The sequence below is a fragment of the Flavobacterium sp. N1736 genome (assembly GCF_025947065.1).
In the GTDB taxonomy this organism is placed as follows: Bacteria; Bacteroidota; Bacteroidia; order Flavobacteriales; family Flavobacteriaceae; genus Flavobacterium.
Genome location: NZ_CP109994.1, coordinates 2,367,997 through 2,392,864 on the forward strand (window position 1 = coordinate 2,367,997; position 24,868 = coordinate 2,392,864).

Annotated in this window: 23 protein-coding genes; 21 read left to right on the top strand and 2 right to left on the bottom strand. The window is 33.5% G+C overall.

All coding sequences use genetic code 11. The features are described 5' to 3' along the window. Nucleotides 1–55: 55 nt before the first annotated feature. The 9 genes from OLM54_RS09870 (at nt 56) to OLM54_RS09910 (ending at nt 7,359) form a co-directional block, all read left to right on the top strand. On the top strand, nt 56–382 hold the full coding sequence (locus OLM54_RS09870; RefSeq protein ID WP_264538414.1) for an ArsR/SmtB family transcription factor: 327 nt from the start codon (nt 56–58) through the stop codon (nt 380–382). Further along, complete coding sequence (locus OLM54_RS09875) at nt 372–872, top strand: SRPBCC family protein (protein ID WP_264538415.1); 501 nt, start codon at nt 372–374, stop codon at nt 870–872. The genes OLM54_RS09870 and OLM54_RS09875 overlap by 11 nt, the downstream gene beginning before the upstream one ends. Nucleotides 873–1,103: 231 nt before the next feature. Beyond that, nucleotides 1,104–2,000 (top strand): NmrA family NAD(P)-binding protein, encoded by an 897-nt coding sequence (locus OLM54_RS09880; protein ID WP_264538416.1) that lies wholly within the window; start codon nt 1,104–1,106, stop codon nt 1,998–2,000. Nucleotides 2,001–2,012: 12 nt separating this feature from the next. Then, nucleotides 2,013–2,927: a helix-turn-helix domain-containing protein gene (locus OLM54_RS09885; protein WP_264538417.1), complete on the top strand. Its 915-nt coding sequence runs from the start codon at nt 2,013–2,015 to the stop codon at nt 2,925–2,927. 130 nt (nt 2,928–3,057) lie between these two features. Further along, nucleotides 3,058–3,426 carry an ester cyclase gene (locus tag OLM54_RS09890; RefSeq protein ID WP_264538418.1) on the top strand — a complete coding sequence of 123 codons (369 nt, stop codon included), beginning with the start codon at nt 3,058–3,060 and terminating at the stop codon, nt 3,424–3,426. Nucleotides 3,427–3,624: 198 nt separating this feature from the next. Next, nucleotides 3,625–4,056: a DUF1801 domain-containing protein gene (locus OLM54_RS09895; RefSeq protein WP_264538419.1), complete on the top strand. Its 432-nt coding sequence runs from the start codon at nt 3,625–3,627 to the stop codon at nt 4,054–4,056. 2 nt (nt 4,057–4,058) lie between these two features. Then, the gene (locus OLM54_RS09900; protein ID WP_264538420.1) at nt 4,059–5,156 is read left to right on the top strand and encodes an MBL fold metallo-hydrolase; all 1,098 of its coding nucleotides are present in this window, start codon (nt 4,059–4,061) and stop codon (nt 5,154–5,156) included. A 199-nt stretch (nt 5,157–5,355) separates the two neighbouring features. Further along, nucleotides 5,356–6,480: a lactonase family protein gene (locus OLM54_RS09905; protein ID WP_264538421.1), complete on the top strand. Its 1,125-nt coding sequence runs from the start codon at nt 5,356–5,358 to the stop codon at nt 6,478–6,480. Between the two features lie 297 nt (nt 6,481–6,777). Next, nucleotides 6,778–7,359, top strand: coding sequence for a TIGR00730 family Rossman fold protein (locus OLM54_RS09910; protein WP_264538422.1), 582 nt, complete (start codon nt 6,778–6,780; stop codon nt 7,357–7,359). A gap of 13 nt (nt 7,360–7,372) precedes the next feature. On the opposite strand, the gene OLM54_RS09915 is transcribed toward OLM54_RS09910, so the two are convergent. After that, complete coding sequence (locus tag OLM54_RS09915) at nt 7,373–8,206, bottom strand: helix-turn-helix domain-containing protein (protein WP_264538423.1); 834 nt, start codon at nt 8,204–8,206, stop codon at nt 7,373–7,375. 86 nt (nt 8,207–8,292) lie between these two features. On the opposite strand from OLM54_RS09915, the gene OLM54_RS09920 reads away from it, so the two are divergent. The 5 genes from OLM54_RS09920 (at nt 8,293) to OLM54_RS09940 (ending at nt 11,684) form a co-directional block, all read left to right on the top strand. After that, nucleotides 8,293–8,685 (top strand): DoxX family membrane protein, encoded by a 393-nt coding sequence (locus OLM54_RS09920; protein ID WP_264538424.1) that lies wholly within the window; start codon nt 8,293–8,295, stop codon nt 8,683–8,685. A gap of 5 nt (nt 8,686–8,690) precedes the next feature. Next, complete coding sequence (locus tag OLM54_RS09925) at nt 8,691–9,641, top strand: polysaccharide deacetylase family protein (protein ID WP_264538425.1); 951 nt, start codon at nt 8,691–8,693, stop codon at nt 9,639–9,641. Nucleotides 9,642–9,891: 250 nt separating this feature from the next. Continuing rightward, nucleotides 9,892–10,359 carry an SRPBCC family protein gene (locus OLM54_RS09930; RefSeq protein WP_264538426.1) on the top strand — a complete coding sequence of 156 codons (468 nt, stop codon included), beginning with the start codon at nt 9,892–9,894 and terminating at the stop codon, nt 10,357–10,359. A 257-nt stretch (nt 10,360–10,616) separates the two neighbouring features. Then, on the top strand, nt 10,617–10,985 hold the full coding sequence (locus tag OLM54_RS09935; RefSeq protein WP_264538427.1) for an iron chaperone: 369 nt from the start codon (nt 10,617–10,619) through the stop codon (nt 10,983–10,985). Between the two features lie 6 nt (nt 10,986–10,991). Beyond that, nucleotides 10,992–11,684 (top strand): 2'-5' RNA ligase family protein, encoded by a 693-nt coding sequence (locus OLM54_RS09940; RefSeq protein ID WP_264538428.1) that lies wholly within the window; start codon nt 10,992–10,994, stop codon nt 11,682–11,684. 84 nt (nt 11,685–11,768) lie between these two features. Here OLM54_RS09940 and OLM54_RS09945 read toward each other — a convergent pair whose 3' ends face one another. Beyond that, nucleotides 11,769–13,916, bottom strand: coding sequence for a cation:proton antiporter (locus OLM54_RS09945; RefSeq protein WP_264538429.1), 2,148 nt, complete (start codon nt 13,914–13,916; stop codon nt 11,769–11,771). Between the two features lie 317 nt (nt 13,917–14,233). On the opposite strand from OLM54_RS09945, the gene OLM54_RS09950 reads away from it, so the two are divergent. The 7 genes from OLM54_RS09950 (at nt 14,234) to OLM54_RS09980 (ending at nt 24,819) form a co-directional block, all read left to right on the top strand. Next, nucleotides 14,234–15,661, top strand: coding sequence for an L-serine ammonia-lyase (locus OLM54_RS09950; protein WP_264538430.1), 1,428 nt, complete (start codon nt 14,234–14,236; stop codon nt 15,659–15,661). 132 nt (nt 15,662–15,793) lie between these two features. Next, a complete protein-coding gene (locus tag OLM54_RS09955; RefSeq protein ID WP_264538431.1) occupies nt 15,794–16,993 on the top strand; it encodes an SH3 domain-containing protein in 1,200 nt (399 codons plus the stop codon). 55 nt (nt 16,994–17,048) lie between these two features. Beyond that, nucleotides 17,049–17,867, top strand: a complete 819-nt coding sequence (gene panB / locus OLM54_RS09960; protein WP_264538432.1) for a 3-methyl-2-oxobutanoate hydroxymethyltransferase — start codon at nt 17,049–17,051, stop codon at nt 17,865–17,867. Nucleotides 17,868–18,043: 176 nt separating this feature from the next. Further along, nucleotides 18,044–18,733: an RluA family pseudouridine synthase gene (locus tag OLM54_RS09965; protein WP_264538433.1), complete on the top strand. Its 690-nt coding sequence runs from the start codon at nt 18,044–18,046 to the stop codon at nt 18,731–18,733. A gap of 75 nt (nt 18,734–18,808) precedes the next feature. Next, nucleotides 18,809–20,137: an aldehyde dehydrogenase gene (locus OLM54_RS09970; RefSeq protein ID WP_264538434.1), complete on the top strand. Its 1,329-nt coding sequence runs from the start codon at nt 18,809–18,811 to the stop codon at nt 20,135–20,137. 118 nt (nt 20,138–20,255) lie between these two features. After that, complete coding sequence (locus tag OLM54_RS09975) at nt 20,256–21,044, top strand: hypothetical protein (RefSeq protein WP_264538435.1); 789 nt, start codon at nt 20,256–20,258, stop codon at nt 21,042–21,044. 91 nt (nt 21,045–21,135) lie between these two features. Further along, a complete protein-coding gene (locus OLM54_RS09980; RefSeq protein ID WP_264538436.1) occupies nt 21,136–24,819 on the top strand; it encodes a response regulator in 3,684 nt (1,227 codons plus the stop codon). Nucleotides 24,820–24,868 lie beyond the last annotated feature (49 nt).

Consider the following 24,868-nt stretch of genomic DNA (forward strand, 5'->3'; position numbering starts at 1 on the left):
CAAAAGGTTGCTTATATTTGCAACCTATTAATTGCGCAATTAAAATTACTTTTTCATGAAACGAGATATATTTCAAGCCATTGCAGACCCAACACGCAGAGCTATTTTAGTATTAGTTACCAGTCAGGCTCTCACTCCAAATGCAATTGCAGACCAGTTTGATACGACACGTCAGGCCGTTTCTAAACATATTAAAATTCTTAACGAATGTGAATTATTACAACAACACAAAGTTGGAAGAGAAATTTATTACCAATTAAAAATTGATAAAATGAAAGAAATTGATAAATGGCTGGAACAATTTAAGCAACATTGGGAAAACCGTTTTAATCAATTAGATCAAGTATTAATTAATCTAAAATCTAAAAAAAATGAAATCTAATCTTTTAATGGACTTTACTGTAAACAAAGAAACCAACACAGTTAATGTAAAACGAGAATTTGATGCATCTATTGCTAACGTTTGGTCTGCCTGGACAGAACCTGAAATTCTGGACCAATGGTGGGCTCCTGCTCCATGGAAATCAAAAACAAAAAAAATGAATTTTAAAGAAGGCGGTCAGCGTTTATATGCAATGGTTGGTCCTGAAGGTGAAGAACATTGGGCAATAGCAGATTTTACCTCAATTACGCCAAAAACAAATTTTAAATATCTGGATGCTTTTTGCGATAGCGAAGGCAATTTAAATGTAGATTTTCCACGTTCTGATTGGGATGTAAGTTTTAGCGAGCAAAATGGTGCAACAATTGTTGACATTGCCATTAAACACGAAAACTTATCTGATCTTGAAAAAATAATCGAAATGGGATTCAAAGAAGGATTTACAATCGCAATGGAAGGATTAGATGCGATTTTTGCATCTAAAAAATAAATTTTCGGAAGAACTTTAATTTGTCTTTGCGAGGAACGAAGCAATCTCAGTTGCTAAATCGACCATGACTTATAGTAGTGTGGTTGCTTCGTTCCTTGCAATGACTTTGCAGTCGTTTTTTTGTTGCAAAACCAAAATTAGTGAAATCAATTTAGGCTAAGACAATAGTAGATTTGGCTACAACTATCGATTTGATGTTACGCAACTTTGTATCATCAAAAAAATAGAACGATGAAAATTATAATTACAGGTTCTTTAGGGAACATCAGCAAGCCACTAGCTACGGCATTAGTGCAAAAAGGACACGACATTACGGTTATTACCAGCGATGTCGAAAAACAAACTACAATTGAAAATTTAGGGGCCAAAGCCGCAATTGGTTCTGTTGAAGATTTGACCTTCTTAACCGAGACATTTACTGGTGCAGACGCAGTATATTGCATGATTCCGCGTGCGAATTACTTTGATCCTAACCTTGATCTGGATGCTTTTACCCGCAAAATTGGAAATAATTATGCACAGGCAATTGAAAAATCGGGCGCAAAACGTGTTGTGTTTTTAAGCAGCATTGGCGCACATTTAGAGAAAAATTCCGGCATTATTCAGCGTTATAATGAAATAGAAGCCATGTTGAATAAGCTTGGGAATGTTGGTATTACATTTATGCGTCCAACTTCTTTCTTCTACAACTTATTGGGTTATGTTGGCATGATAAAATCTGCGGGTATTATTGCCGCAAATTATGGTGCAGACAAAATGATTCCATGGGTTTCGCCAAATGATATTGCCGAGGCTATTGCCGATGAAATAACAACTCCGTTTGACGGAAAAAAAGTTCGTTATGTAGCAAGCGAGGAACTTACAGGACATGAAACGGCACAAATATTAGGAAACGCAATTGGAAAACCAGATTTAAAATGGGTTTTAGTAAGCGATCAGGAAACTTTAGATGGTTTAACTTCGATTGGTATTCAGCCAAAAATAGCGCAAGGTTTGGTCGAAATGTACGCCGGACTTTACAACGGTTTATTGGGCGAAGATTATGAGCGCAACAAACCAGCCGTAATGGGAAAAGTAAAACTCGCAGAATATGCAAAAGAATTTGCTGCCGTATATAATCAAAATTAAGTAACTTAGACTATGGCAAATCAGCAACCACATCGAATAAAAAGTATTAGCGAATTTCATCAGTTTCGAGATTTGCCAAAACCGGAACATCCGTTAGTGAGTGTTTATAATTTTGAAGATCTTAAACACTTAAACGAAGATGAACCAAAAAGTTTAATGCTTGATTTTTACTCGATTGCATTAAAACGACATACAAATGCAACCATGCGTTACGGTCAGCAGGAATATGATTTTAATGAAGGTGTTTTGCTTTTTATTGCGCCCGGTCAGGTTTTTTCTATAGAAGGAAATGCAGAACTTCAGCATACAGGATGGTCCTTATTGGTCCATCCTGATTTTTTGTGGAATACGCCGCTCGCCAAAAAAATAAAACAATACGAGTATTTTGGATATGCTGTTCATGAAGCTTTACATCTTTCAGAAAAGGAAGAAAAAATGATTATTAACATTATCAAAAACATTCAGCATGAATATCAATCCAATATTGATAAATTCAGTCAGGATGTAATTATTGCACAAATCGAATTATTGCTTACCTATTCTGAGCGTTTTTACAACCGCCAGTTTATTACCAGAAAAATTAGCAATCACCAAATTTTGGAACGTTTGGAACGCTTATTAGAAGATTATTTTTCTAATGATTCCTTATCTAAAAAAGGATTGCCAACCGTTCATTATATTGCCGAAAGTCTAAATGTTTCGCCAAATTATTTAAGCGGATTATTGAAATTACTAACCGGACAAAGTACACAGCAGCACATACACGAAAAATTGATTGAAAAAGCCAAAGAAAAACTTTCGACAACTAATTTATCAATAAGCGAAATTGCTTTTGAATTGGGTTTTGAGCATCAACAGTCTTTTAGCAAATTATTCAAAACAAAAACAAATATTTCTCCACTGGAATTTAGACAATCATTTAATTAACAGAATGGAAAAATCAGCCAAACAAAAACCGGCAAAAATGTGTTACCAACATATTAGCGGAAAACTCGGTTTTACCTGAAAAAGATACTGGTTAATTTCATAACTTAGTTAGCTTTTAAATTAACAAGTCATGACTAAGAAAGATATAGCCCAGGAGTTTTTAAAACTCGCTGCAAACGGGCATTGCCACGAAGCATTCCGACTTTATATTGGTAAAAACTTCAAACATCACAACGCATACTTTAAGGGCGACGCCGATACTTTGATGCTCGCAATGGAAGAATCTACCAGAACAAATCCAAACAAAATTTTCAAAATTCATCATATTTTAGAAGACGGAAATTTAGTTGCCGTGCATTCGCATTTAAAACAAACTCCAAACGAATTGGGTTTTGCCGTAGTTCACATTCTTAAATTCGAATCAGATAAAATAGTCGAGCTTTGGGATTTAGGACAGCCGGTTCCGAAAGAAGCAATTAATGAAAATGGGATGTTTTAGATTTTTAGTCTCAGTTTTTCAGTTTTCAGACTCAGTTTTCAGACTCAGTTTTCAGACTCAGTTTACAGTCTCAGTTTACAGTCTCAGTCTCAGTTAGCAAATAAGATTTCCAAAATTAGCAATTCACATTTCACAATTCACAATTAACAGTTAACAATTCACAATTAATATAATTTCCAGAATTTAAAAATAAAAACGATGGCAAAAAATAAAACGACCGAAACACAAAGCAGCGTTGTCGATTTTATCAATACTACTGTTGAAGATGAAATAAAGCGAAATGATGCTTTTGAACTCATCAAAATAATGCAGAAACAAACTGGTTTTGAAGCCAAAATGTGGGGACCAAGTATCATTGGTTTTGGCAGTTATCATTATAAATATGAGAGCGGACACGAAGGCGACGCGCCACTTGCCGGTTTTTCGCCAAGGAAAGCCGCTATTTCGCTTTACGTTTATTTTGATGCCGAAAAAAGAGAAGAATTACTTTCAAAATTTGGAAAACACAGAGCCGCAAAAGGCTGCATTTACATTAAAAAACTATCCGATATTGATATCGAAATTCTGAAAATCATGATTTCAACATCCGTAAAAGAATTACAAAAATTATATCCCCCAATCTCAAATTAATCATGGTTTTAACAATAATCCTTCTTTTAATAGCTTATTTAATCTACTTTCTACAACATCCAAAATTTGGAAAAGCACCTTCCGGCGAAAGGCTTGAACTGATCAGGAAATCGCCTCAATATAAAAACGGAAAATTCGTAAACAATAGTTTTACGCCTGACCTTGCAGAAGGATATGGTTATTTTGGAATTTTGTATGCGTTTTTATTCAAAAAATCAGAGAGAAAAATTCCAACAGATATAATTCCTTCCATAAAAACCAATTTAAAAGAACTTGCTATAAATGAAGATGTTTTGGTTTGGTTTGGACATTCTTCGTATTTTATTCAGCTTGCAGGAAAACGTTTTTTAATCGATCCCGTTTTTAGCGGAAACGCCTCGCCTATTGCCGGCACAACAAAATCGTTTAAAGGAACTGATATTTATACGGTTGACGATCTTCCTGAAATCGATTATTTATTGATTACGCACGATCATTACGACCATTTAGATTATAAAACAATCCTGCAGTTAAAACCTAAAACAAGACAAATAATTTGTCCGCTTGGCGTAGGTTCACATTTTGAATTTTGGGGATTTCCATTGCAAAATATTATCGAAAAAGACTGGCATGAAAAAATTGAGCTCGATCAAAATTTAACACTTTATACCACTCCATCAAGGCATTTCTCAGGCAGAAGTTTTACGCGTTGCAACACGCTTTGGACATCTTTTGTTTTAGAAACCAAAGATTTTAAAATGTATTTGGGCGGCGACAGCGGTTACGATACCCATTTTGCTGAAATTGGTAATAAATACGGTCCGTTTGATGTTGCGCTTATCGACAACGGTCAATATAATCCAGCATGGAAATACATTCATAATTTACCTGAAGACGTTATAAAAGCAATGAAAGATATAAAATCAAAAAGAGTATTTCCGGTGCATTCTTCGAAGTTTTCACTGGCGCTTCATGCGTGGGACGAACCACTGATTAAAGTAACTCAATTAAATGCAGATTCAGAAAATCCGATTCCGTTAATTACACCAATGATTGGAGAATTAGTTGAACTGAGAAATGAAAAACAGGAATTTAAACAGTGGTGGAAAGGAGTTAAGTGATTTTAGATTTTAGATTTTAGATTTTAGATTTTAGATTTTAGATTGAAATTGTAAAATGTAAAATGTAAAATGTAAAATGTAAAATGTAAACTGAGACTGAGACTATAAACTGTAAACTATAAACTGAGACTGAGACTGAAAACGCCCTAATTGTCCTTTCGACGGAGGAGGCCCGATTGAACAAAAAAAATAAAAAAACATGAAACTAAAATTCATCTGTACAACGATTATCTTTCTCGTAACCTTAAATATCTTCTCTCAAAATACGTATGTCTTTTTAGGATCTTACAACAGAGACAAAGAAGCAGAATCTATTCAGGTTTATCAATTAGATACTTTAAACGGAAAACTGACGAAAATAACATCGGCAAAAAATGTTATAAATCCGTCGTATTTAACCGTTTCACCAAACGGAAAATATGTTTATGCCTGTACGGAAACAAAAACGCCAAATGACGGAAATGTTAGCAGTTTTGAGTTTAATTCTGAAAATAAAACGCTGACTTTTTTAAACAAACAAAAAAGCGGTGGCGAAAATCCGGTTTATGTTTCGGTTCATAAAAGCGGGAAATGGCTCGTAAATGCTAATTATACCGAAGGAAGTGTTTCGGTTCATCCGTTATTAGAAAACGGAAAAATTGATTCGCTTGCGCAGAATTTTCAATATCTCGACGGCAGCGTTCATAAAGAAAGACAAACCCGATCGCATGTTCATTCGGCAGTGTTTTCTCCACAATTCGATTATTTATTTTTGCCAGATTTAGGTGCTGATAAAATTCGTTGTTATGGTTTTGATGAAACTAAAAAACAGCCATTAACTGAAACGCAAAATCCGTTTACAAAAACAGATTTAGAAGCCGGACCAAGACATTTTACTTTTCACTCAAATCAAAAATTCGGCTATTGTATTGAAGAAATGGCGGGCGCAATAAGTGTGTATCATTATGAAAACGGAAATTTGCAAAAAATCCAGCGTATCAATACGCATTCTGATAAAATTAAAGAAGGATTTGAAAGTTCAGACATTCATATTTCGCCTGACGGAAAATTTTTATACGCCACAAATCGTGGAAAAGAAAATAATATTGCCATTTTTTCTATTGCTGAAAACGGACTTTTAACCAACATTGGTTATCAATCAACTTTAGGAAAACATCCCAGAATTTTTGCAATCGATGAAACCGGAAAATTCCTGATTGCAACAAATGTTATTTCAGGAAACGTTATTGTTTTTAAAAGAAATGTAAAAACAGGAATGCTTAAAAAAGCCGGTAAAGAGGTTAAAATGGAGAATGTTTCTTGTGTTCAGATTAAAAGAATATAATGCTGTTTTTTGTCATTCTTATGTCATTCTGAGGAACGAAGAATCTTCGCTAGTAACTCTACAAAGATTGGCGATTTTCGGGATGGAGTAACTTGTGAAGATTCTTCGTTCCTCAGAATGACAAACTTTGTGGTTACTCACGTCTCATCTGTCGAAATGAACCAAACTTTAGCAAAAAAGCTTTTTAGTTCAAAATAATTAGTGAAATTGGTGGCATAAAAAATAAATGAGATAAAATTTAAATATGAATATAACTAACGTAATTCATTACGAATACGAATTAAAAAAATAATTAAAATGAAAAGCATAACAGTATTTTGCGGATCCAGCTTTGGTACCGACGAAATTTATAAAGAACAAGCCGTTTTGCTTGGGCAAACATTGGCAAAACAAAACATCAAATTAATTTATGGCGGCGCCAATGTTGGTTTAATGGGTGCTGTTGCTGATGGCGTTTTAAATGCCGGCGGAGAAGCAATTGGTGTTTTACCTAATTTTCTCAGATCAAAAGAAATCGCGCATTTGGGTTTAACCGAATTAATTTTGGTAGAAAGCATGCACGAAAGGAAAACCAAAATGAACGAGTTATGCGAAGGCGTTATTGCGCTTCCGGGTGGTTTTGGAACTCTCGAAGAACTTTTTGAAATGTTAACCTGGGCTCAATTGGGTTTACACAAAAAACCAATCGCTATTTTAAATACCAACGGATTCTACGATTCGCTTATCGAATTAACAAAAGTGATGGTCGAAAAAGGTTTATTAAAAGATGTCAATCAAAAAATGCTTTTGGTAAGCGATAATATTGATGATTTATTAAACCAAATGAAAAATTATGTAGCGCCTACTGTTGGAAAATGGGTCGATAAAAATAATGTTTAAGTTAACATAAAACTTAATTTTTAAATTGCTTTTTATAATCACTCGGATTCAATCCTGTGTATTTTTTAAACAACCTATTTAAGTGACTTGCATCGCTAAAACCAAACTCATAAACAATTTCGTTAACTTGCATATTGGTAAATTTCAATCTCGTTTCGATCAATTTTATTTTATAAGCAATTGTATATTGCTGAATACTTTGTCCGGTTTTGGTTTTAAAATATTCGCTGATATACGTGGGAGAAACATGAAACTCTTTTGCCATTTTTGTCGCTTTTAATGCTTCGGGCAGATAAATATTCTGATGTACATAATTTAATAAATCCAGACTTGTTTCTTCATTAGATGGCAAAATAGCAAGTGGCGCCGTCAATGAAATATTTCGCGCAGCAATTGTAATAATAGTATTCAGAATTTGCCTGATTACTTCTTGCTGCTGCGGAAAGTTAGTGGTTTCTTCCCGAATCAAAGCTTCGATCATGGCGCGTACCAAAGGTTTATCAGTTATTGTTTTTAATATACAGCCCGGCAAATGATTGTGATTATGAAAGATAAATTCCAGTTTCTGAATCCAATTGCTGCTTTGTGTTTTAAGATAACTGTCATGAAACCGGATAAAGAAAAATTTAGTTTTTTCATCCACTTCAAAACTGTGAATATCCTGCGGAAAAATCAAAAATAGTTTATCTGAGGCATACGGTAATCTGTGATCATTTATAATCTGAATTCCTTTTCCTTCCAATACAAACACCATTTCAAAAAACGTGTTTTTGCGTTCTTTAGCTTCATATTCTGAAACTTCTAAAAACTGAAGTTCAAAAGGATGATATAAATTTCTAATTTCCATCTTCCAAAAATACAAATTATTCCAATGATTATACAAATTTAAGAAAGCAGTTCTTCCCAACTTTGTACTATAAAATCACACAAAATATGGAAACAACTACTTTTTTATTGCTACGTCTTGCCGTCGCTATCAGCATGTTTGGTCACGGATTAGTACGTCTGCCAAAATTAACTACCTTTAGTAATTGGATGATTGGCAGTTTTGAAAATTCTATGCTGCCAAAATTCATTGTTACACCTTTTAGTTACATTTTACCAATAGCGGAATTTACAATTGGTTTGCTTTTATTGTTAGGTTTATTTACAAAACCATCTTTACTGGCTGGCGGCTTTGTTATGCTGGCATTAATGTTTGGAACTGCAATGATTGAGAACTGGGAAGCTATTCCGTCACAATTAATTCACGTTGCATTTTTTGCTTTGCTATTGCATTTTATCGATTATAATAGTTGGGCAATTGATCTTTTAATTAAAAAATAATAATCATGAGTTCAAGAAGAAATTTTATAAAACAAACCGGAATTATTGGAATGGTCGGTATGATGAATCCAATAGAAACATTTGCAGAAGTATCAAAAACAGATTCTTTTTTATCTCCGCCAAAAACAAAATGGGCTGATGGATCGAGATTAGTGGTTTCGATTTCGATGCAGTTTGAAGCGGGCGGACAACCTGATAATGCCGAAAGTCCGTTTCCTCAAAATATACAAAAAGGCTATATCGATCTTCCTGCCGCAACCTGGTACAATTACGGCTATAAAGAAGGAATTCCAAGAATGTTAGACAATTGGGATAAACTAGGCGTAAAAGTAACCTCGCACATGGTTGGATCTGCTGTTTTGAAAAACCCCGAACTGGCAAAAGAAATTGTACAGCGTGGTCACGAAGCCGCAGCACACGGTATGAATTGGAGTACGCAATATACAATGCCGTATGAGGAGGAAAAGAAATTTATAAAAGATGGTGTTGATGCCATCAAAAATGTAACGGGTTTTACTGCTATTGGTTATAATGCCAATTGGTTACGTCGCGGAACAAATACACTTAACATCTTGCAGGAGCTTGGTTTTAAATATCATATTGATGATTTAAGTCGGGATGAGCCTTTCATTATTCAGGTAAAAAACAAGGACTTTGCCGTTGTTCCGTATACAATTCGTAATAATGATATTGTTTTGATTGAAGGTAAAAACTTTTCGGCTGATCAATTTTTACAGCAGGTTAAAATGGAATTTGACCAATTGTATGCCGAAAGTGAAACACAACGCCGACAAATGTCTATTAGTTTTCATGATCGTATTGGCGGAACTCCACAAATGGTAAAAGCTGCAAATGATCTTATTAAATACATGCAACAGCACAAAGGTGTGAGCTTTAAACGCAAAGACGAAATTGCCGAAATGGCGCTGAATGATAAAACTACTATAAGGGAATAAAAATATATTTTAGAATTTGAAAATCCATGCAGGCAAAACTTGTATGGATTTTTTTATTAAAGTAATTGAAATTTCTTTCTTAAATTAGGGGTTTGGAAAACTTGTTTCAAGTTTTTTTGTTTCAAGTTTCAAGTTATACGCCAGTTTTGTCATTTCTGACAAATTAAACTTTATTGACATTTTACATTTTACATTTTACAATTTACTTTTTACAATTTACTTTTACAACTAAAACATTTCACTCATAAAAATGAAAACAGAAAATAATAAATTCGCAAAAGCTGAAATGCTGATTAGAAAACCTGTTTCAGAAGTTTTTCAGGCTTTTATTGATCCGGAAATTACAAGTAAATTTTGGTTTACAAAAGGTTCCGGAAAACTGGAACAAGATAAAAAAACCGAATGGACTTGGGAAATGTATGGTTTTTCGCTTACGGTTACAACTCATGTTCTACAGGAAAACAAAAAAATTGTTATTGAATGGGGAGATCCTGATGAAACTACTTTAGTCGAATGGATTTTTACGCCTTTAAACGAAAATGAAACTTTTGTAAGCATAACCAATTCTGGTTTAAAAGGCGATGCCGATAAAATAATTGATCAGGTTCGAAATTCTACCGAAGGTTTTACACTGGTTTTAGCCGGAGCAAAAGCATATTTAGAACATCGTATTTTACTGAATCTCGTTTTAGACAGATTTCCAAAAGGATTGGCGTAAAGAAAAGGTTTCAAGTTTAAAGTTGTTTTTGTTTCAAGTTTGTTTTGTTTCAAGTTTCAAGTTCTATGCGGAGCTAAACCTGAAACCTGAAACCTGAAACTTGAAACTTGAAACTTGAAACCTGAAACTTGAAACTTGAAACCTGAAACTTGAAACCTGAAACTTGAAACCTGAAACTTGAAACCTGAAACTTGAAACCTGAAACTTGAAACCTGAAACCTGAAACTTGAAACCTGAAACCTGAAACAAAAAAAAACATGGATACCAAAAAACCTGAAAATATTAATGAATACATTGGCGGATTTCCGAATGAAGTTCAAGAAATTCTCGAGAAAATAAGAGCAACAATTCAAAAAGCTGCTCCGGATGCCAAAGAAAAAATCAGTTATTCGATGCCGGCTTTTGACCAAAACGGAATTGTGGTTTATTTTGCCGCTTTTAAAAATCATATTGGTCTTTATGCGTTGCCAAGCGGTCATGAAGAATTTAAAAACGAACTTTCGAAATATAAATCCGGAAAAGGTTCTGTTCAATTTCCTTTGGATAAACCAATGCCTTATGATTTAATCACCAAAATTGTAAAATTCAGAGTAAAAGAAAATCTGGAAAAAGCGAAAAAGAAATAATTTTCAATGAATTTAACCGAACATTACAATCAACTTTATAAAAAATCTAAAGACGTTATTTTAGCAGGAAATTATAATTTAGATTCACAGATTAATGATCAATCAGATTCACGTTTTGGTATTACGTTACTCATTCGCCCAAGCGAGAAAATAAAAGCCAGTATTCAGTTGTTTTTAGATGAATTAAAAGCGCTTGAACCGGAACAATATTATTATCCCAATTCTGATATTCATATTACGGTAATGTCGATTATTTCGTGTTATGAAGGTTTTACTTTGGATAAAATTTCTATCGAAGATTATATCAAAATCATTCAGGAAAGTCTAGTTGGCTCAGGAAAAATTAAAATTGCATTTCGAGGCGTTACAGCTTCACCTTCTGCCCTAATGATTCAGGGTTTTCCTGCTGATGAAAGCTTGAATAATTTACGAAACAAACTTCGCAATAACTTTAAAAAATCGGCTTTACAGCAAAGTATTGATAGTCGTTATACTATTGCAACGGCACATTCGACGGTAATGCGCTTTCAGGAAAAACTTCAAAATTCAAAAAAATTAATTGAAATTACAGAGAAATATCGTGATTATAATTTTGGAGAATTTACGGTAGATAAAGTAGAATTGGTGTATAATGACTGGTATCAGAGAGAAAATAATACCGTTCATTTAAGCGATTTCTCGCAAAGATGTACGCAATAAACCCGACAGGTTTTAAAAACCTGTCGGGTTTGTCAAAGTCATTGCGAGGAACAAAGCAATCTCACTACAAAAAATATTTTTTAATTACCCTTTCTTCAAAATACTTCCTAAACCTCTACCAATTTGTTCAATGGCTTCAAGGCCTTTTGTTAATGGCGTTGCGGTAAAATCTTCGTAAGCATCCATAGAAGTTACTTTATTATCGTCTTGCGGATAAACCAAAATCAGATTGTTATCTGCAAATGATTTTTCGAATTTCTGAGGTAATTTATCAAATATTGATTGATACGAAACAGAGCCTTTTCTCGATAAATTAAAAGCAATTAAATCCGTTGGACGAATCTCATCTGAAATAGCTTCAAAATCATCCCAATTTAAAATACTTTTGAAACCTAATTTTGCATTTAGCTTCAAATTAAGTGCAATTTGCGAAATAGACTGATGCGTTTTATATTCCGCATAAATCATAATCGGAATACTTAATTCTTGCGACAATCTACAAATTTTTTGAAGCAAAAGCTGAAACCCAACTCCTCTTTCTGAAAAAGGCGGACAAATAAATACCAATCTTTTTTCTTCTATAAAAGGTCTTTCAAAACGACAGATAAATAAACTTTTGTCAACATTATTAATAATTGAATCTACATTTTCACCGAAAATTTTATCCAGAAAACCTGTTTTTCTCGGCCAGCCTACAATCACAATATCTGACATGATTTCTTTTGAAGTTCTCGCAATTCCACTCGCCGGATTATGATCTATTCTGGCAATTGTATTGATTTTTACTTCTGATGCTGAACCCTGAATGACAAATTTATCAACGGCTTTTCTATATCTTAAAATATTTTTTTCAGCCTGATCGTTATTCGGAACAATCGTTAATAACGTCACCGGATTGGTTGATTTTTTATCTTTTATCAAAAGTGCAAAATCCAGTAAACTTGCTGTCGCAGAAGTTTTTGCCAATGGAATTAAAATATGTTCTTCTAAAATATGATCTCTGTTTGTATCTTCATGCGAAACTTCTTCTTCGCAAATGGCAATTTTTTTAGCCGCTTTTTCAGTCGCAAAAGATGCCACAATACACGTAATCAGAATTAAAATAATAGTTCCGTTTAAGATGTTTTCGTCTAATATTTTTGCTTTAAAACCAACCAAAATTACAGCCAGAGTTGCCGCAGCATGCGCACTGCTTAATCCAAAAATAAGCTGCCTTTCGGTCTTTGTATATTTAAACACAATTTGAGTAAAAAAGGCCGCAAACCATTTTCCAAAAATAGCCACAACACTCAAAGTTCCGGCAACAATTAAGGCAGTTGGACCGCTTAGAATCACACTAATATCAACCAGCATTCCCACAGAAATCAGGAAAAAAGGTATAAATAATGAATTACCAATAAACTCAATTCTGTTCATTAAAGCCGATGATTGCGGGATTAACGGATTCAATGCCAAACCGGCAACGAATGCGCCAATAATAGGCTCTACTCCAGCTACCTGCGCTAAAAATGCCGCAAAGAAAACCACCGAAAGTACAAAGATATAATGTGCGTGTTTTTCGCTTTCAAGCTTCTTAAAAAACCATTTTGCAACTCTTGGAATGACCAAAAACATAATCGCCGAGAAAATCGCCAGTGAAACGCCTAATTTTATCCAAAAAGCCTGATTTAAATTTCCCTGACTGCTTCCCATAATTACGGCAAGAATAATCAAAACAGCCGTATCGGTTAAAATAGTTCCGCCAACGGTTATGGCAACTGCTTGGTTTTTAGCGATTCCTAATTTACTCACAATTGGATATGCCACCAAAGTGTGCGTTGCAAACATACTTGCTGTTAAAAAACTGGCGTTAAAATCGTATTGCAGCAAATAATGACAAACCGGAAACCCAATCGATAACGGGAAAATAAAGGTAAAAAAACCGAACAATAAACTCTTATTTCTATTGGCTTTAAACTCATTCATGTCGAGTTCTAAACCCGCAATAAACATGATGTACAAAAGCCCGATAGTTGAAAATAAATCAACTGCTGAGTTTTTGGCAAGAATATTAAGTCCGTGAGGACCAATGATTACGCCGGAAATTATAAGACCAATAATGCCGGGAATATTTATTTTTTTAAGTAAAATTGGAGACAGCAGAATAATGAAAAGTATCAACGAAAAAATTAATACTGGATTGTTAAGCGGTAATTCGAATTCTTGTAAAAAATGCTTGAAAAATTCTATCATAATGTAATTTTATCTTCTTTGTGGTATTTTCTTTTTTCGTAAAAAGAGCTTCAAAAACAAAATACAATCTCAGAAGTATTATTCATCCGATTTATTCAGAAATCAAAAAAACGGATTTTTTTAGTAATTGCTTCATCACAAAAATACCTAAAAAAAACGCGAAGTCTTTACGAAAACCGCATATTAAGTAATTAAATTTATTTCATTGTCAAATTATTAAAATTTAATACCTTTTTTAACAAAACCGCAACATTAACAATTAAAAAATAAAGTTCATTGCATTATTCAATTATCTTTGTCTTAATAAAAATTGAACAATGGAAGAATGTATCTCTGTTTTTGATATGCTTAAAATTGGTGTTGGCCCGTCTAGTTCCCACACATTAGGACCCTGGCGCGCTGCAGAACGTTTTTTAGAAGAGTTAAAAGACGAGTCTATTTTAGACCAGATTACCAGAGTCAAGGTCGATTTATACGGTTCGCTATCCTTAACAGGAAAAGGTCACGCTACAGATTTGGCGGTTATGCTGGGTTTAAGCGGTCAGGATCCTGAATATATTCCAATCGATGATATTGCAGGAATCATAAAATTGATTGAAACCAAAAATGAAATCGTTTTGGGCAACCAAATCACCATTCCGTTTTACTTTCTTCAGGACATTGTTTTCAATAAAGACTTTCTTCCTTTCCATGCAAATGGCTTGAAATTTACAGCTTATAAAACTGACGATTCTGAATATGAATCTACTTTTTATTCTATTGGAGGAGGTTTTGTAGTAAAAGAAGAACGCACCAATGCCAAAATAAAAGAGGAAATAAAATGTGCATTTCCGTTTCCGATTCAAAATGCTGTTGAGCTTTTAAATTATACGGTTTCAGAAAACAAATCGATCTCAGAAATTGTTTATGAGAACGAAAAATCGATGCGTCCCGAAGCAGAAATTCACTCCGAATTAATGCGTATTTGGAACACAATGTTAGAATGCATGTATATTGGCTGTCATACCGGAGGAATTCTTCCCGGTGGTTTAAATGTACGCAGACGAGCTTTTGATATGCATCAAAATTTAATTGGTTTATCTAATTATTCAAATCCGCAAACGTGGCTGGAAGAAATCAGAAAAACCGAAGTAAAGTTTCGACAGATCTTAAAATGGGTAAGCTGTTTTGCACTTGCCGTAAATGAAGTAAATGCGTCTTTAGGTCGTGTCGTTACTGCGCCTACAAACGGAAGCGCAGGTGTGATTCCCGCAGTTTTGATGTATTATTTAGTGATTGAAAACCACGACGCAGGCGAAAAAGAAATCAAACAATTTTTATTGGTTGCCGGAGAAATTGGAAGTATTTTCAAAAAAGGAGCTACTATTTCTGCAGCAATGGGCGGTTGTCAGGCGGAAATTGGTGTTTCGTCATCAATGGCTGCTGCGGCACTTTGCGAATTAATGGGCGGGTCTCCTGCTCAGGTTTTAATGGCTGCCGAAATTGCAATGGAACATCATCTTGGTTTAACCTGCGACCCAATTGGCGGTTTGGTGCAAATTCCGTGTATTGAACGTAATACAATGGGCGCGATAAAAGCCATAAATGCTGCCGAACTTGCCTTAGAAACTGATTCGAAAAACGCAAAAGTTCCTCTTGATAAAGTCATCAATACAATGTGGCAAACGGCAAAAGATATGAACTCAAAATACAAAGAAACTTCTGAAGGCGGACTTGCAATTGCCGTAAATATGGCGGATTGCTAAAAATAAGTTTGCCTAATTTGTTTTGCTACAGATTAAAGGATTAGCGCCGATAAAAATTTCAACATAGCGCAATTAAAAATCTTTTTAAATCTTTTAATCTGTGGCAAAAAAATCTCTTCCAAAAAATACTTGATGAAAAAACACTACTTTCTTATAGCAATTTTATTCTGCTCTGTTTTATTACATTCACAAGAACGTTATTTCCTTAATTCAGATACGCGATTGTATACTTCGACAAATACTTCTGCTGAATTTTTAGGATATTTTAAATATGGTGCCGAAGTTCAGTTATTATCTGAAAGCAAAAATGGCTGGTATAAAGTAAAAGCCGATAATTTATCAGAAGGTTATATTCCCGAAAAGTTTGTTGCAACACGATTAAATGCTGCCGACATTAAAGTTGCAGATAAAGAAAATCCCATTTTGGCAGGCGGTGATAATTATTATGGCGGAAATCATCTTTTTGTTTTAGCTGCTGGTTTAAAAGCAAGAGCATTGCCGGATAAAAACTCAAAAATTAAAGAAATTTTGTTTACAGGAGATCCGGTTGCGGTAAATTATCTTCCTAAAAATCAAGACGAATGGGTCAATATAAATGGTAATTTTGACGCCGAATATGCCAAATATACGCTGAGAAAATTCATTGGTAAAAGACCTGATTTTGATGCTTTATTAAAAGAATTTGATAAATTAAGTCCCGATGCAATTGCAGACAGAAAAACTGTTGCCGAAAGAATTGTAGAACTGGCGTGGAATAGCGAAAACTCAAAATTAGCTCCGGCTTATCAAAGATATTATGAGGTTGTAAAACAATTAAACGATCCTAAATTAATTGCTGATACTGAAATGAATATGGCTATTGCCAAAGGATTAGCCAAACATAAAAAACCGGAAGAAATTGTTGCTTTTTCTAAAAAAGCCGAGTTTGTTTTGAAAGGTATAAAAACAAAATCTTTGTTTCTTACTCAAAAAGATTTAGTAAAAACCTTTGGAAATCCTATAAAAAAGGCATCTATTAGCGATGAATGCGGCCTGTATTTAAGCGATTTATTTTATTATTATCCAGATCTTGAAGCTTCTGTAGATGAAAAACAAAATAATGTTGAAATCATTAAGGTTTTCATTAATGAAAACAACAAACTTATTTTAAATGCTAATTCGGTTTTAGACAGTTCATTATCTGAAAAAGCATTTATCGAAAAATACGGCACCTATATATCAGCTTCTATAAAAGCACCACATTCCTATTCTCTACAATTAGAAGACAGCGAGTTTAGAATAGAATTCAAAGACGGAAAGCTCCTTTTTGTTGAAATAATCTTCTATTGCTGATTTCAATCTATAATTATTCAATACTTTTACATCTTCAAAAAAAATAAAAAACAAAATGTCAGTAGCAAAAAAAGATTATAAAAGAATCACTACAAAGTCGTTAATCGAAATGAAAAGCAACGGAGAGAAAATCTCAATGCTTACGGCTTACGATTATACAATGGCGAAGATTGTTGATACTGCCGGAGTCGACGTGATTTTGGTTGGAGATTCAGCTTCAAATGTTATGGCGGGACACGAAACGACTTTGCCAATTACTTTAGACCAAATGATTTACCATGCTTCATCTGTAGTTCGTGCTATCGAAAGAGCTTTGGTTGTAGTTGATTTACCTTTTGGAAGTTACCAGTCAGATCCTAAAGAAGCTTTGCGTTCTGCGATCAGAATCATGAAAGAAAGCGGCGGACATGCGGTAAAACTGGAAGGCGGAAAAGAAATTAAAGAATCTATCAAAAAAATATTAAACGCAGGAATTCCGGTTATGGGTCACTTGGGTTTAACGCCACAATCGATCTATAAATTTGGAACTTACAGCGTTCGCGCAAAAGAGGAAGAAGAAGCAGAAAAATTAATTGAAGATGCTAAATTGCTGGAAAAAATTGGCTGTTTTGGTATTGTTCTTGAAAAAATCCCCGCAGATTTAGCAGAAAAAGTAGCGAAAAGTATTTCGATTCCGGTTATAGGAATTGGTGCCGGCGGCGGCGTTGACGGACAAGTTTTAGTTATTCACGACATGTTAGGAATGAACAACGAATTTAGTCCGCGTTTTTTACGTCGTTACTTAAATTTATACGAAGAAATGACAAAAGCAATTGGTCAATATGCTGCAGATGTAAAGTCTAGTGATTTTCCTAATTCTAATGAACAGTATTAATTTTTTAAGTTACTAAGGTTCAAAGATGCAAAGTAACAAAGGTTCTAAGGTTTTAAAATTGACTAGCCTCCTGCTTTAGCCGGAGGAATATTTTAATATCACGATAATGGCTTTAGCCAAATTTCTTTCAATCTCAAATCAGAAATCTAAAATTTCAAATCCCCAGCCAGTCTAAAATGAAAATTATCTCAGATAAAAATAATCTTCAAATATTACACGAAGACAATCATATTATTGTGGTTAATAAGCGTGTAGGCGATATTGTGCAGGGTGATAAAACGGGTGATAAACCTTTATCTGATGTTGTAAAAGAATACATTAAAGACAAATACAATAAACCTGGCGACGTTTTTTTGGGTGTAATTCATCGTTTGGACCGACCTACAACCGGAATCGTGGTTTTTGCCAGAACAAGTAAAGCTTTAACGCGAATGAATGAATTGTTCAGTAATCGCGAAACGCAAAAAACCTATTGGGCAGTTGTCAAGAATAAACCTCAGGAAACAACTGCCAAATTGGTTCATTATCTTAAAAGAAACGAAAAAAATAATACTTCAAAAGCACATTTAAAAGAGGTTCCGGATAGTAAAATTGCCAGTTTGGATTATACTGTTTTTAAAGAACTTCAAAATTATGTGGCGCTTGAAATCAATTTGCATACAGGGCGTCATCACCAAATTCGTGCGCAGTTATCGGCAATTGGTTCTCCTATAAAAGGGGATTTAAAATATGGTTTTGACAGAAGTAATCCCGATGGCGGAATTCATCTTCATGCCAGAAAATTAGTTTTTATACATCCTGTGTCTAAAGAAAATATTACGATTATTGCACCAACTCCGGACGAAACCATTTGGAATGCTTTATGATTTTATGATTATTTTCTTATTTTTTTAAATTTTATCGATTAACTTGCAGAGACAAAAAAACAAGCTGATCGCAAAATGGACTATAAAAATGATATCGGATACCGAAAAGAAACGCTGAAAAAATTATTATATAACATTCAAAAAAGCGAAGATTTAATTGTAAAAGCGTTATATGATGATTTTAAAAAGCCTGAATTTGAAGCTGTACTTACCGAGACAAACTATGTTATTTCGGAACTAAAAGACACGATCAAAAACATTTATAAATGGGCAAAACCAAGACGCGTTTTTCCTTCCCTTCTCAACTTTCCTTCCAGCGATTATATTTACAAAGAACCTTACGGAAAAGTTTTGGTAATTGCTCCGTGGAATTATCCTTTTCAGCTTGCTTTGTGTCCGTTAATTTCTGCAGTTGCAGCGGGAAACAGAGTGGTTTTAAAACCTTCTGAACTTACACCCCATACATCTGCCATAATTTCTAAAATTATTGAAAAAACCTTTCACATCAAACATGTTGAAGTTGTAGAAGGCGGAGTCGAGGTTTCAAATAATTTGTTGGCAAAACGCTGGGATTATATTTTCTTTACAGGAAGTGCCGCCGTTGGAAAAATCATCGCCAAAGCTGCTGCTGAAAACTTAACACCGGTTACGCTCGAATTAGGCGGAAAAAACCCTTGTATTATTGACGAAACTGCCGATTTAAAATTAGCCGCAAAACGCATTGTCTGGGGGAAATTTATAAATGCCGGTCAAACCTGCATTGCACCGGATTATATTTTGATTCAGAAAAATATGAAAATCAATTTCATCACTTTCATGATGGAAGAAATGACAAAAGCGTATGGAAAAAAGATGGAAAAATCGCCGGATTTTGCCCGAATCATAAATACTAAAAACTGGTTAAGGCTAGCAAATATGCTTGAATCTGAAAAAATAATTTTTGGAGGAGAAACAGATGCCAACAAATTTTATATTGCTCCAACACTTCTTGAAGAACCAAGTTTGGATAGTCTGGTTATGAAAGAAGAAATCTTCGGTCCTATTTTACCAATTCTTACTTATGAAACAGAAACCGATATTAAAAATGTCGTGAGCCGATATGAGAAACCTCTTGCATTTTATATTTTTAGCGATAATAAATCATTTGCCAAAAAATTAATCGCAACTTACTCTTTTGGAGGCGGTTGCATTAATGACACGATTGTGCATTTTTCTAATAAAAGACTGCCTTTTGGCGGAGTTGGACATAGCGGAATTGGTGCTTATCACGGTAAGTTGAGTTTTGATATTTTTTCGCATCATAAAGGAATTGTCAAAAAAGGCAATTGGATCGATTTGCCCATGCGTTACGCGCCTTACAAAGATAAATTGGCTTCTATTAAGCGCTTATTAGACTGGATATAAATACTGAGACAATTTCGTAATGTTTTGTAGATTTTTATAAGGATTTAATTAAAAATATTATATTTACGATTAAATAATAATTAAATACCACAGAATATAAAACAATTCTACTAAAAAAATGAAATCTACACTTGATCAAATTGAGGACATTAAAATTAATGGCTATTCCTTAGACTTTTCTAATGTTTTTAACCATGCTTTTGAAAACTACAAAAAAATTGCGCTTTACGCCGGATTAATACTATTGGTATTTTCAATTTTAGCGATTTTTCTTGGTGGCGGTATTTTTGCTGCGATATTTGGCATCCAATATTTTAACGAAGATTTCATAAAAAGTCTTCAAAACGAGCAAACAACAAGTTCCGTATTAGCTATTTACAGCTTGGCTCTTGCCTTTATAGCCGCAATTTTTAGTCCGTTTACCGCGGGATTTTTAAAAATGGCATATTCTGCTGACAGAGACGAAGAGTTTAATGTTTCTACCATTTTCAGCTATTATACTTCACGTTATTTCGGACAGCTTTTTATTGCTGCGCTGCTAATTTCATTAACAAGTGGTTTAATTTCAGTTGCTTTCAACTTAGTTGGGATCATTTTGGTAGATACTATTATTGCTCTTCTAATAAATGTATTTACATGTTTAACAATACCGCTTATCATTTTTGGAAATTTAAACGCTATTGACGCTATAAAATCAAGCATAATTTTAGTTAGCAAACAACCATTTGTTATAATCTTATTGCTTTTTGTAGCCGGCGTTGGTTCTGCTATTGGTTTTATTGGCTGTTGTATTGGTATTGTATTTACAATTCCTATTACATATTCTGTAAAATACGCTATATATAGTGCTATATTAAATATTGACGAAGACGACTCAATCGATTCTATCGGATCTGATTCAGAATAAAACAGAAGATTCTGTAAAAAAAAGAGCCTGACCTACTCTTTTTAGAAAATTCTAAAATGCTATAACTAAACCAAACATACCCCAAAATACTATGGTAGAAAACTATAGTTTTTATAAGCCATCGATTTTAGGCGTCGCCAATTTTGGTGATGCCTTAAAATCGATCGTTTCAAATTGGTTTATATTTCAATCAGATATTATATTCTATAACAATCCTAAACTTATTATTCTAGGATTATCATTATTTGGTTTTGTAAGTTTATTGATTTATCAGTTTTTTAGAATTAAAGCAAAAATTGGTTATTTCATCGAGAAAAAACTGGAAAGCGAAACCGCCCATCGGGAATATCAATTGTATGCTTTGTTTTTTGGTATTGCAATCATTGTTATCGAAATTATCAATGAAATATTTAAAATTCGGCCAAGAAGTTTATTATTTTTTAATGTAGTTATTGGTATTTCTGTTTTACTGCTTTATTTGATTACAGATAGAATTAAATTCTTACGCGATCGGACCCAGAAAATTTTCATTTTCTTTTTCTTCATTTATTTCTCTTATGTTGCCCGTAACATTATATTTCTGCCAAATGATGTTATCCCGATTATTACTTTTTTACTCTCGTTTTTCTTCTCTTACAGCATTTTAAAACCCATAAAAGTATACTGGTTTTTTGTTGGAGCTGTATTTTTGTATTTACTTATAACCGTCGTATTCCATTTAGTTCCAATAAAATCTTCTATTTTATTGATCAATTTCTGCATTATTGTTTTTATCATCAATCATGTAAATTATGCTGTTTTATTAAACAATCGTGATAATTTCAGGTTTACAAACGAAATTGTTCATAAAGGAAATTCATTAACTATTGCCACAAACAGAAAAGGCGAAGTATTATTTAGCAGCGAAACCATCACCACCATTTTGGGATATTCGCCGGATGAAGTTATGGCAATGGAGTTTTGGAAATTAACAGAAGATCCGGAATTTATCAGAGAAAATTATCATAAAACATATATAGACAATAAATTATATATTCGAAAATTAAAGAGTAAAAACGGCGAATTCAAATACATTCAATGGAAAGATAAAAAGTTTTCGAATGATTTAATAATCAGTATTGGTCAGGACGTTACGGAGCAAATCATTGTTCAGGATCAATATAAAAATCTGATTCAGACGGCAACTGATATTATTTTTGAAATAAATGTTGATGGTTATTTTACTTTTATAAACGAGTTTGGGTATTCGATTCTTGGTTATTCTGAAGGAGAAGTTATTTCGCATCATTATTCTAATTTTATTCATGAAGATTACATCAAAAATGCGGTTGATTTTTATGAGAATTTAGAGCAAAATGAACTTAATTATCCTACCATTGAAATTCCGGTTATAAAGAAAACCGGCGAAGAATTATGGATTTCGCAAAAGGTTATTATTCGTAAAAATGATTTGGGCGAAACGACTGGTTATGCGGGTATTGCAAGAGATATTACGGAGATAAAAAATATCGAAAATGAGAAGAAAAGACGCCTCGAGAAAATCGAATCGTACAACAATTCGACAAAAAAATTATCGACAACAGATTTTCGTGGTTACAGTGATTTACAAACCGTAATCGATTATATTATTCAGGAAGCCGCAACAGTTTCTAGAACAAACCGGGTAAGTTTCTGGAAATATTCTAATGATACTATTACATGCCGAAACTTATTTAGCCGCGATAATCAAAGCCTGAATGATAAAAATATTCTGGATAAAGAATCGTATCCAATTTACTTTGAAACGCTAAAAAACAAAGCGATTATCAACGCTTCGGATGTATTTAATAAACTGGAAACATCAGAATTTCAGCAAGTATATTTTATCAAAAACAAAATAAAATCAATGCTGGATGTTCCTATTTTTCTAAACGGACAATTGGCAGGGGTTGCGTGTTTTGAAAGTACCGAAGAAAAAAGAGAATGGGATAACGAGGATATAAATTATGCCCGAACAATTTCAGATGTGATTTCATTGGCAATTTCATCGCAAATGAGGCTTAAAGCCGAGAAAAAACTGGAACTGAAAAGTGAATTATTATCGGCATTGGCGCTTTGTACCGAAAAGTTTTTATTGAGCAAAAGTCCGCAGAAAATGTTTCAGGAAACGTATGAAATTATCGGAAAAGCATCAAAAGTTGATCATATTTTTTACTACGAAAAAGATTTTGAAACCAATACGATCAGCCAGAAATACAAATGGACAAGAGAGGGAATCGAAAAACAAATAACTAAATTACAGCACTTTACAGAAGAAAATTTAAAAGAAATCATTTGGCATTCTCAAAACAAAAAGGTTTTAAGCACATTAACGCGAAATCTGGAAAACACTTTTTTTAAAAATTTATTGGTCTCAAATGATATTAAATCAATTTTGATTTTGCCTTTGTACGCCAATAATATTTTTTCAGGATTTATAGGTTTTGATGATTGTACGAGAGAAAGAAAATGGTCTGATGATGAAATTTATATTTTTCAAACGCTCGCCAATAACATTTCATCGGCTTTAGACCGAAATAGAAATCAGGCAAAAATCAAGGAAAGTGAAGATGCGATAAAAGCCAAAGAATTAGCAGAAGCAGCGAATAAATCTAAATCGGATTTCCTGGCTAATATGTCGCACGAAATTCGAACTCCGTTAAACGGAATTATTGGTTTTACGCATTTGCTCATGAAAACAAATCTTGAAGAAATTCAGGAAAAATACATGACAACCATAAATCAATCGGCACATTCTTTACTTGAGATCATCAATGATATTTTGGATTTTTCTAAAATTGAAGCCGGAAAACTGGAGCTTTTTATTGATTTGTATGACATTCAAAAAATACTGGGACAAATATTTGATCTGATTATTTTTGAATCAAACCAAAAAAATCTTGATCTTGAATTAAATGTCGATCCAAATGTTCCTAAATATATCTGGACAGATATTGTGCGATTGAAACAAATTTTGATCAATCTTTTATCAAACGCCATAAAATTCACCAATGAAGGTTCTATAAAGCTGAATGTTTCTGTACTCGAAAAAAAATCGGAAGAAAATTACATGCTTCGTTTTGCAGTTGTAGATACGGGAATTGGAATATTAGAACAAAATCAGAAAAAAATATTTAAGGCTTTTTCGCAAGAAGATAGTTCTACAACGCGAAAATTTGGAGGCACCGGTTTAGGGCTTACCATTTCGAATCAGCTGCTGGCTTTAATGGAAAGCCGTTTGCAGCTTGACAGTAAAATTAATCAGGGAAGTACTTTTTATTTTGATTTAAATTTGAATATCAGCCATAAAAGTATCAATGAAAAGTATAAGGATATTTTAAGAAACAGTAATCCTGAGTATGCATTAAGTTATTATTCGAATCAAAAAAAATTAAACATTTTAATTGTAGAAGATAATAAAGTAAACATGCTTCTATTAAAAACTATTGTAAAAAACCTGAACCTAAACACTATTATTTTTGAATGTGAAAATGGTTATGAAGCTGTAAATCAAATCGAAAACATCAATCCTGATTTGGTTTTTATGGATATTCAAATGCCAATTATGAACGGTTATGAAGCCACAAAAGCCATTAGAAGTACATTAAGAGGCAAAAATATTCCGATAATTGCTGTTACGGCGGGCGCTGAAAAAGATGAGCGAAACAAATGTATATCGGCGGGAATGAATGATTATATCTCAAAACCAATCATTCGCGGAACTGTTGAGGAAGCTTTATCGAAGTGGATAAAATAATAAAAGTAAATACTATTAATACAACATATTTTACAAAAAAATATATAAA

Coding starts and splice junctions, on each gene's coding strand:
- OLM54_RS09885 (WP_264538417.1), top strand. CDS start 2,013: ATGGCAAATCAGCAACCACATCGAATAAAAAGTATTAGCGAATTTCAT.
- OLM54_RS09965 (WP_264538433.1), top strand. CDS start 18,044: ATGAAAATTATCTCAGATAAAAATAATCTTCAAATATTACACGAAGAC.
- OLM54_RS09910 (WP_264538422.1), top strand. CDS start 6,778: ATGAAAAGCATAACAGTATTTTGCGGATCCAGCTTTGGTACCGACGAA.
- panB (WP_264538432.1), top strand. CDS start 17,049: ATGTCAGTAGCAAAAAAAGATTATAAAAGAATCACTACAAAGTCGTTA.
- OLM54_RS09920 (WP_264538424.1), top strand. CDS start 8,293: ATGGAAACAACTACTTTTTTATTGCTACGTCTTGCCGTCGCTATCAGC.
- OLM54_RS09940 (WP_264538428.1), top strand. CDS start 10,992: ATGAATTTAACCGAACATTACAATCAACTTTATAAAAAATCTAAAGAC.
- OLM54_RS09905 (WP_264538421.1), top strand. CDS start 5,356: ATGAAACTAAAATTCATCTGTACAACGATTATCTTTCTCGTAACCTTA.
- OLM54_RS09875 (WP_264538415.1), top strand. CDS start 372: ATGAAATCTAATCTTTTAATGGACTTTACTGTAAACAAAGAAACCAAC.
- OLM54_RS09955 (WP_264538431.1), top strand. CDS start 15,794: ATGAAAAAACACTACTTTCTTATAGCAATTTTATTCTGCTCTGTTTTA.
- OLM54_RS09970 (WP_264538434.1), top strand. CDS start 18,809: ATGGACTATAAAAATGATATCGGATACCGAAAAGAAACGCTGAAAAAA.
- OLM54_RS09915 (WP_264538423.1), bottom strand. CDS start 8,206: ATGGAAATTAGAAATTTATATCATCCTTTTGAACTTCAGTTTTTAGAA.
- OLM54_RS09935 (WP_264538427.1), top strand. CDS start 10,617: ATGGATACCAAAAAACCTGAAAATATTAATGAATACATTGGCGGATTT.
- OLM54_RS09880 (WP_264538416.1), top strand. CDS start 1,104: ATGAAAATTATAATTACAGGTTCTTTAGGGAACATCAGCAAGCCACTA.
- OLM54_RS09870 (WP_264538414.1), top strand. CDS start 56: ATGAAACGAGATATATTTCAAGCCATTGCAGACCCAACACGCAGAGCT.
- OLM54_RS09975 (WP_264538435.1), top strand. CDS start 20,256: ATGAAATCTACACTTGATCAAATTGAGGACATTAAAATTAATGGCTAT.
- OLM54_RS09980 (WP_264538436.1), top strand. CDS start 21,136: ATGGTAGAAAACTATAGTTTTTATAAGCCATCGATTTTAGGCGTCGCC.
- OLM54_RS09900 (WP_264538420.1), top strand. CDS start 4,059: ATGGTTTTAACAATAATCCTTCTTTTAATAGCTTATTTAATCTACTTT.
- OLM54_RS09895 (WP_264538419.1), top strand. CDS start 3,625: ATGGCAAAAAATAAAACGACCGAAACACAAAGCAGCGTTGTCGATTTT.
- OLM54_RS09930 (WP_264538426.1), top strand. CDS start 9,892: ATGAAAACAGAAAATAATAAATTCGCAAAAGCTGAAATGCTGATTAGA.
- OLM54_RS09950 (WP_264538430.1), top strand. CDS start 14,234: ATGGAAGAATGTATCTCTGTTTTTGATATGCTTAAAATTGGTGTTGGC.
- OLM54_RS09925 (WP_264538425.1), top strand. CDS start 8,691: ATGAGTTCAAGAAGAAATTTTATAAAACAAACCGGAATTATTGGAATG.
- OLM54_RS09945 (WP_264538429.1), bottom strand. CDS start 13,916: ATGATAGAATTTTTCAAGCATTTTTTACAAGAATTCGAATTACCGCTT.
- OLM54_RS09890 (WP_264538418.1), top strand. CDS start 3,058: ATGACTAAGAAAGATATAGCCCAGGAGTTTTTAAAACTCGCTGCAAAC.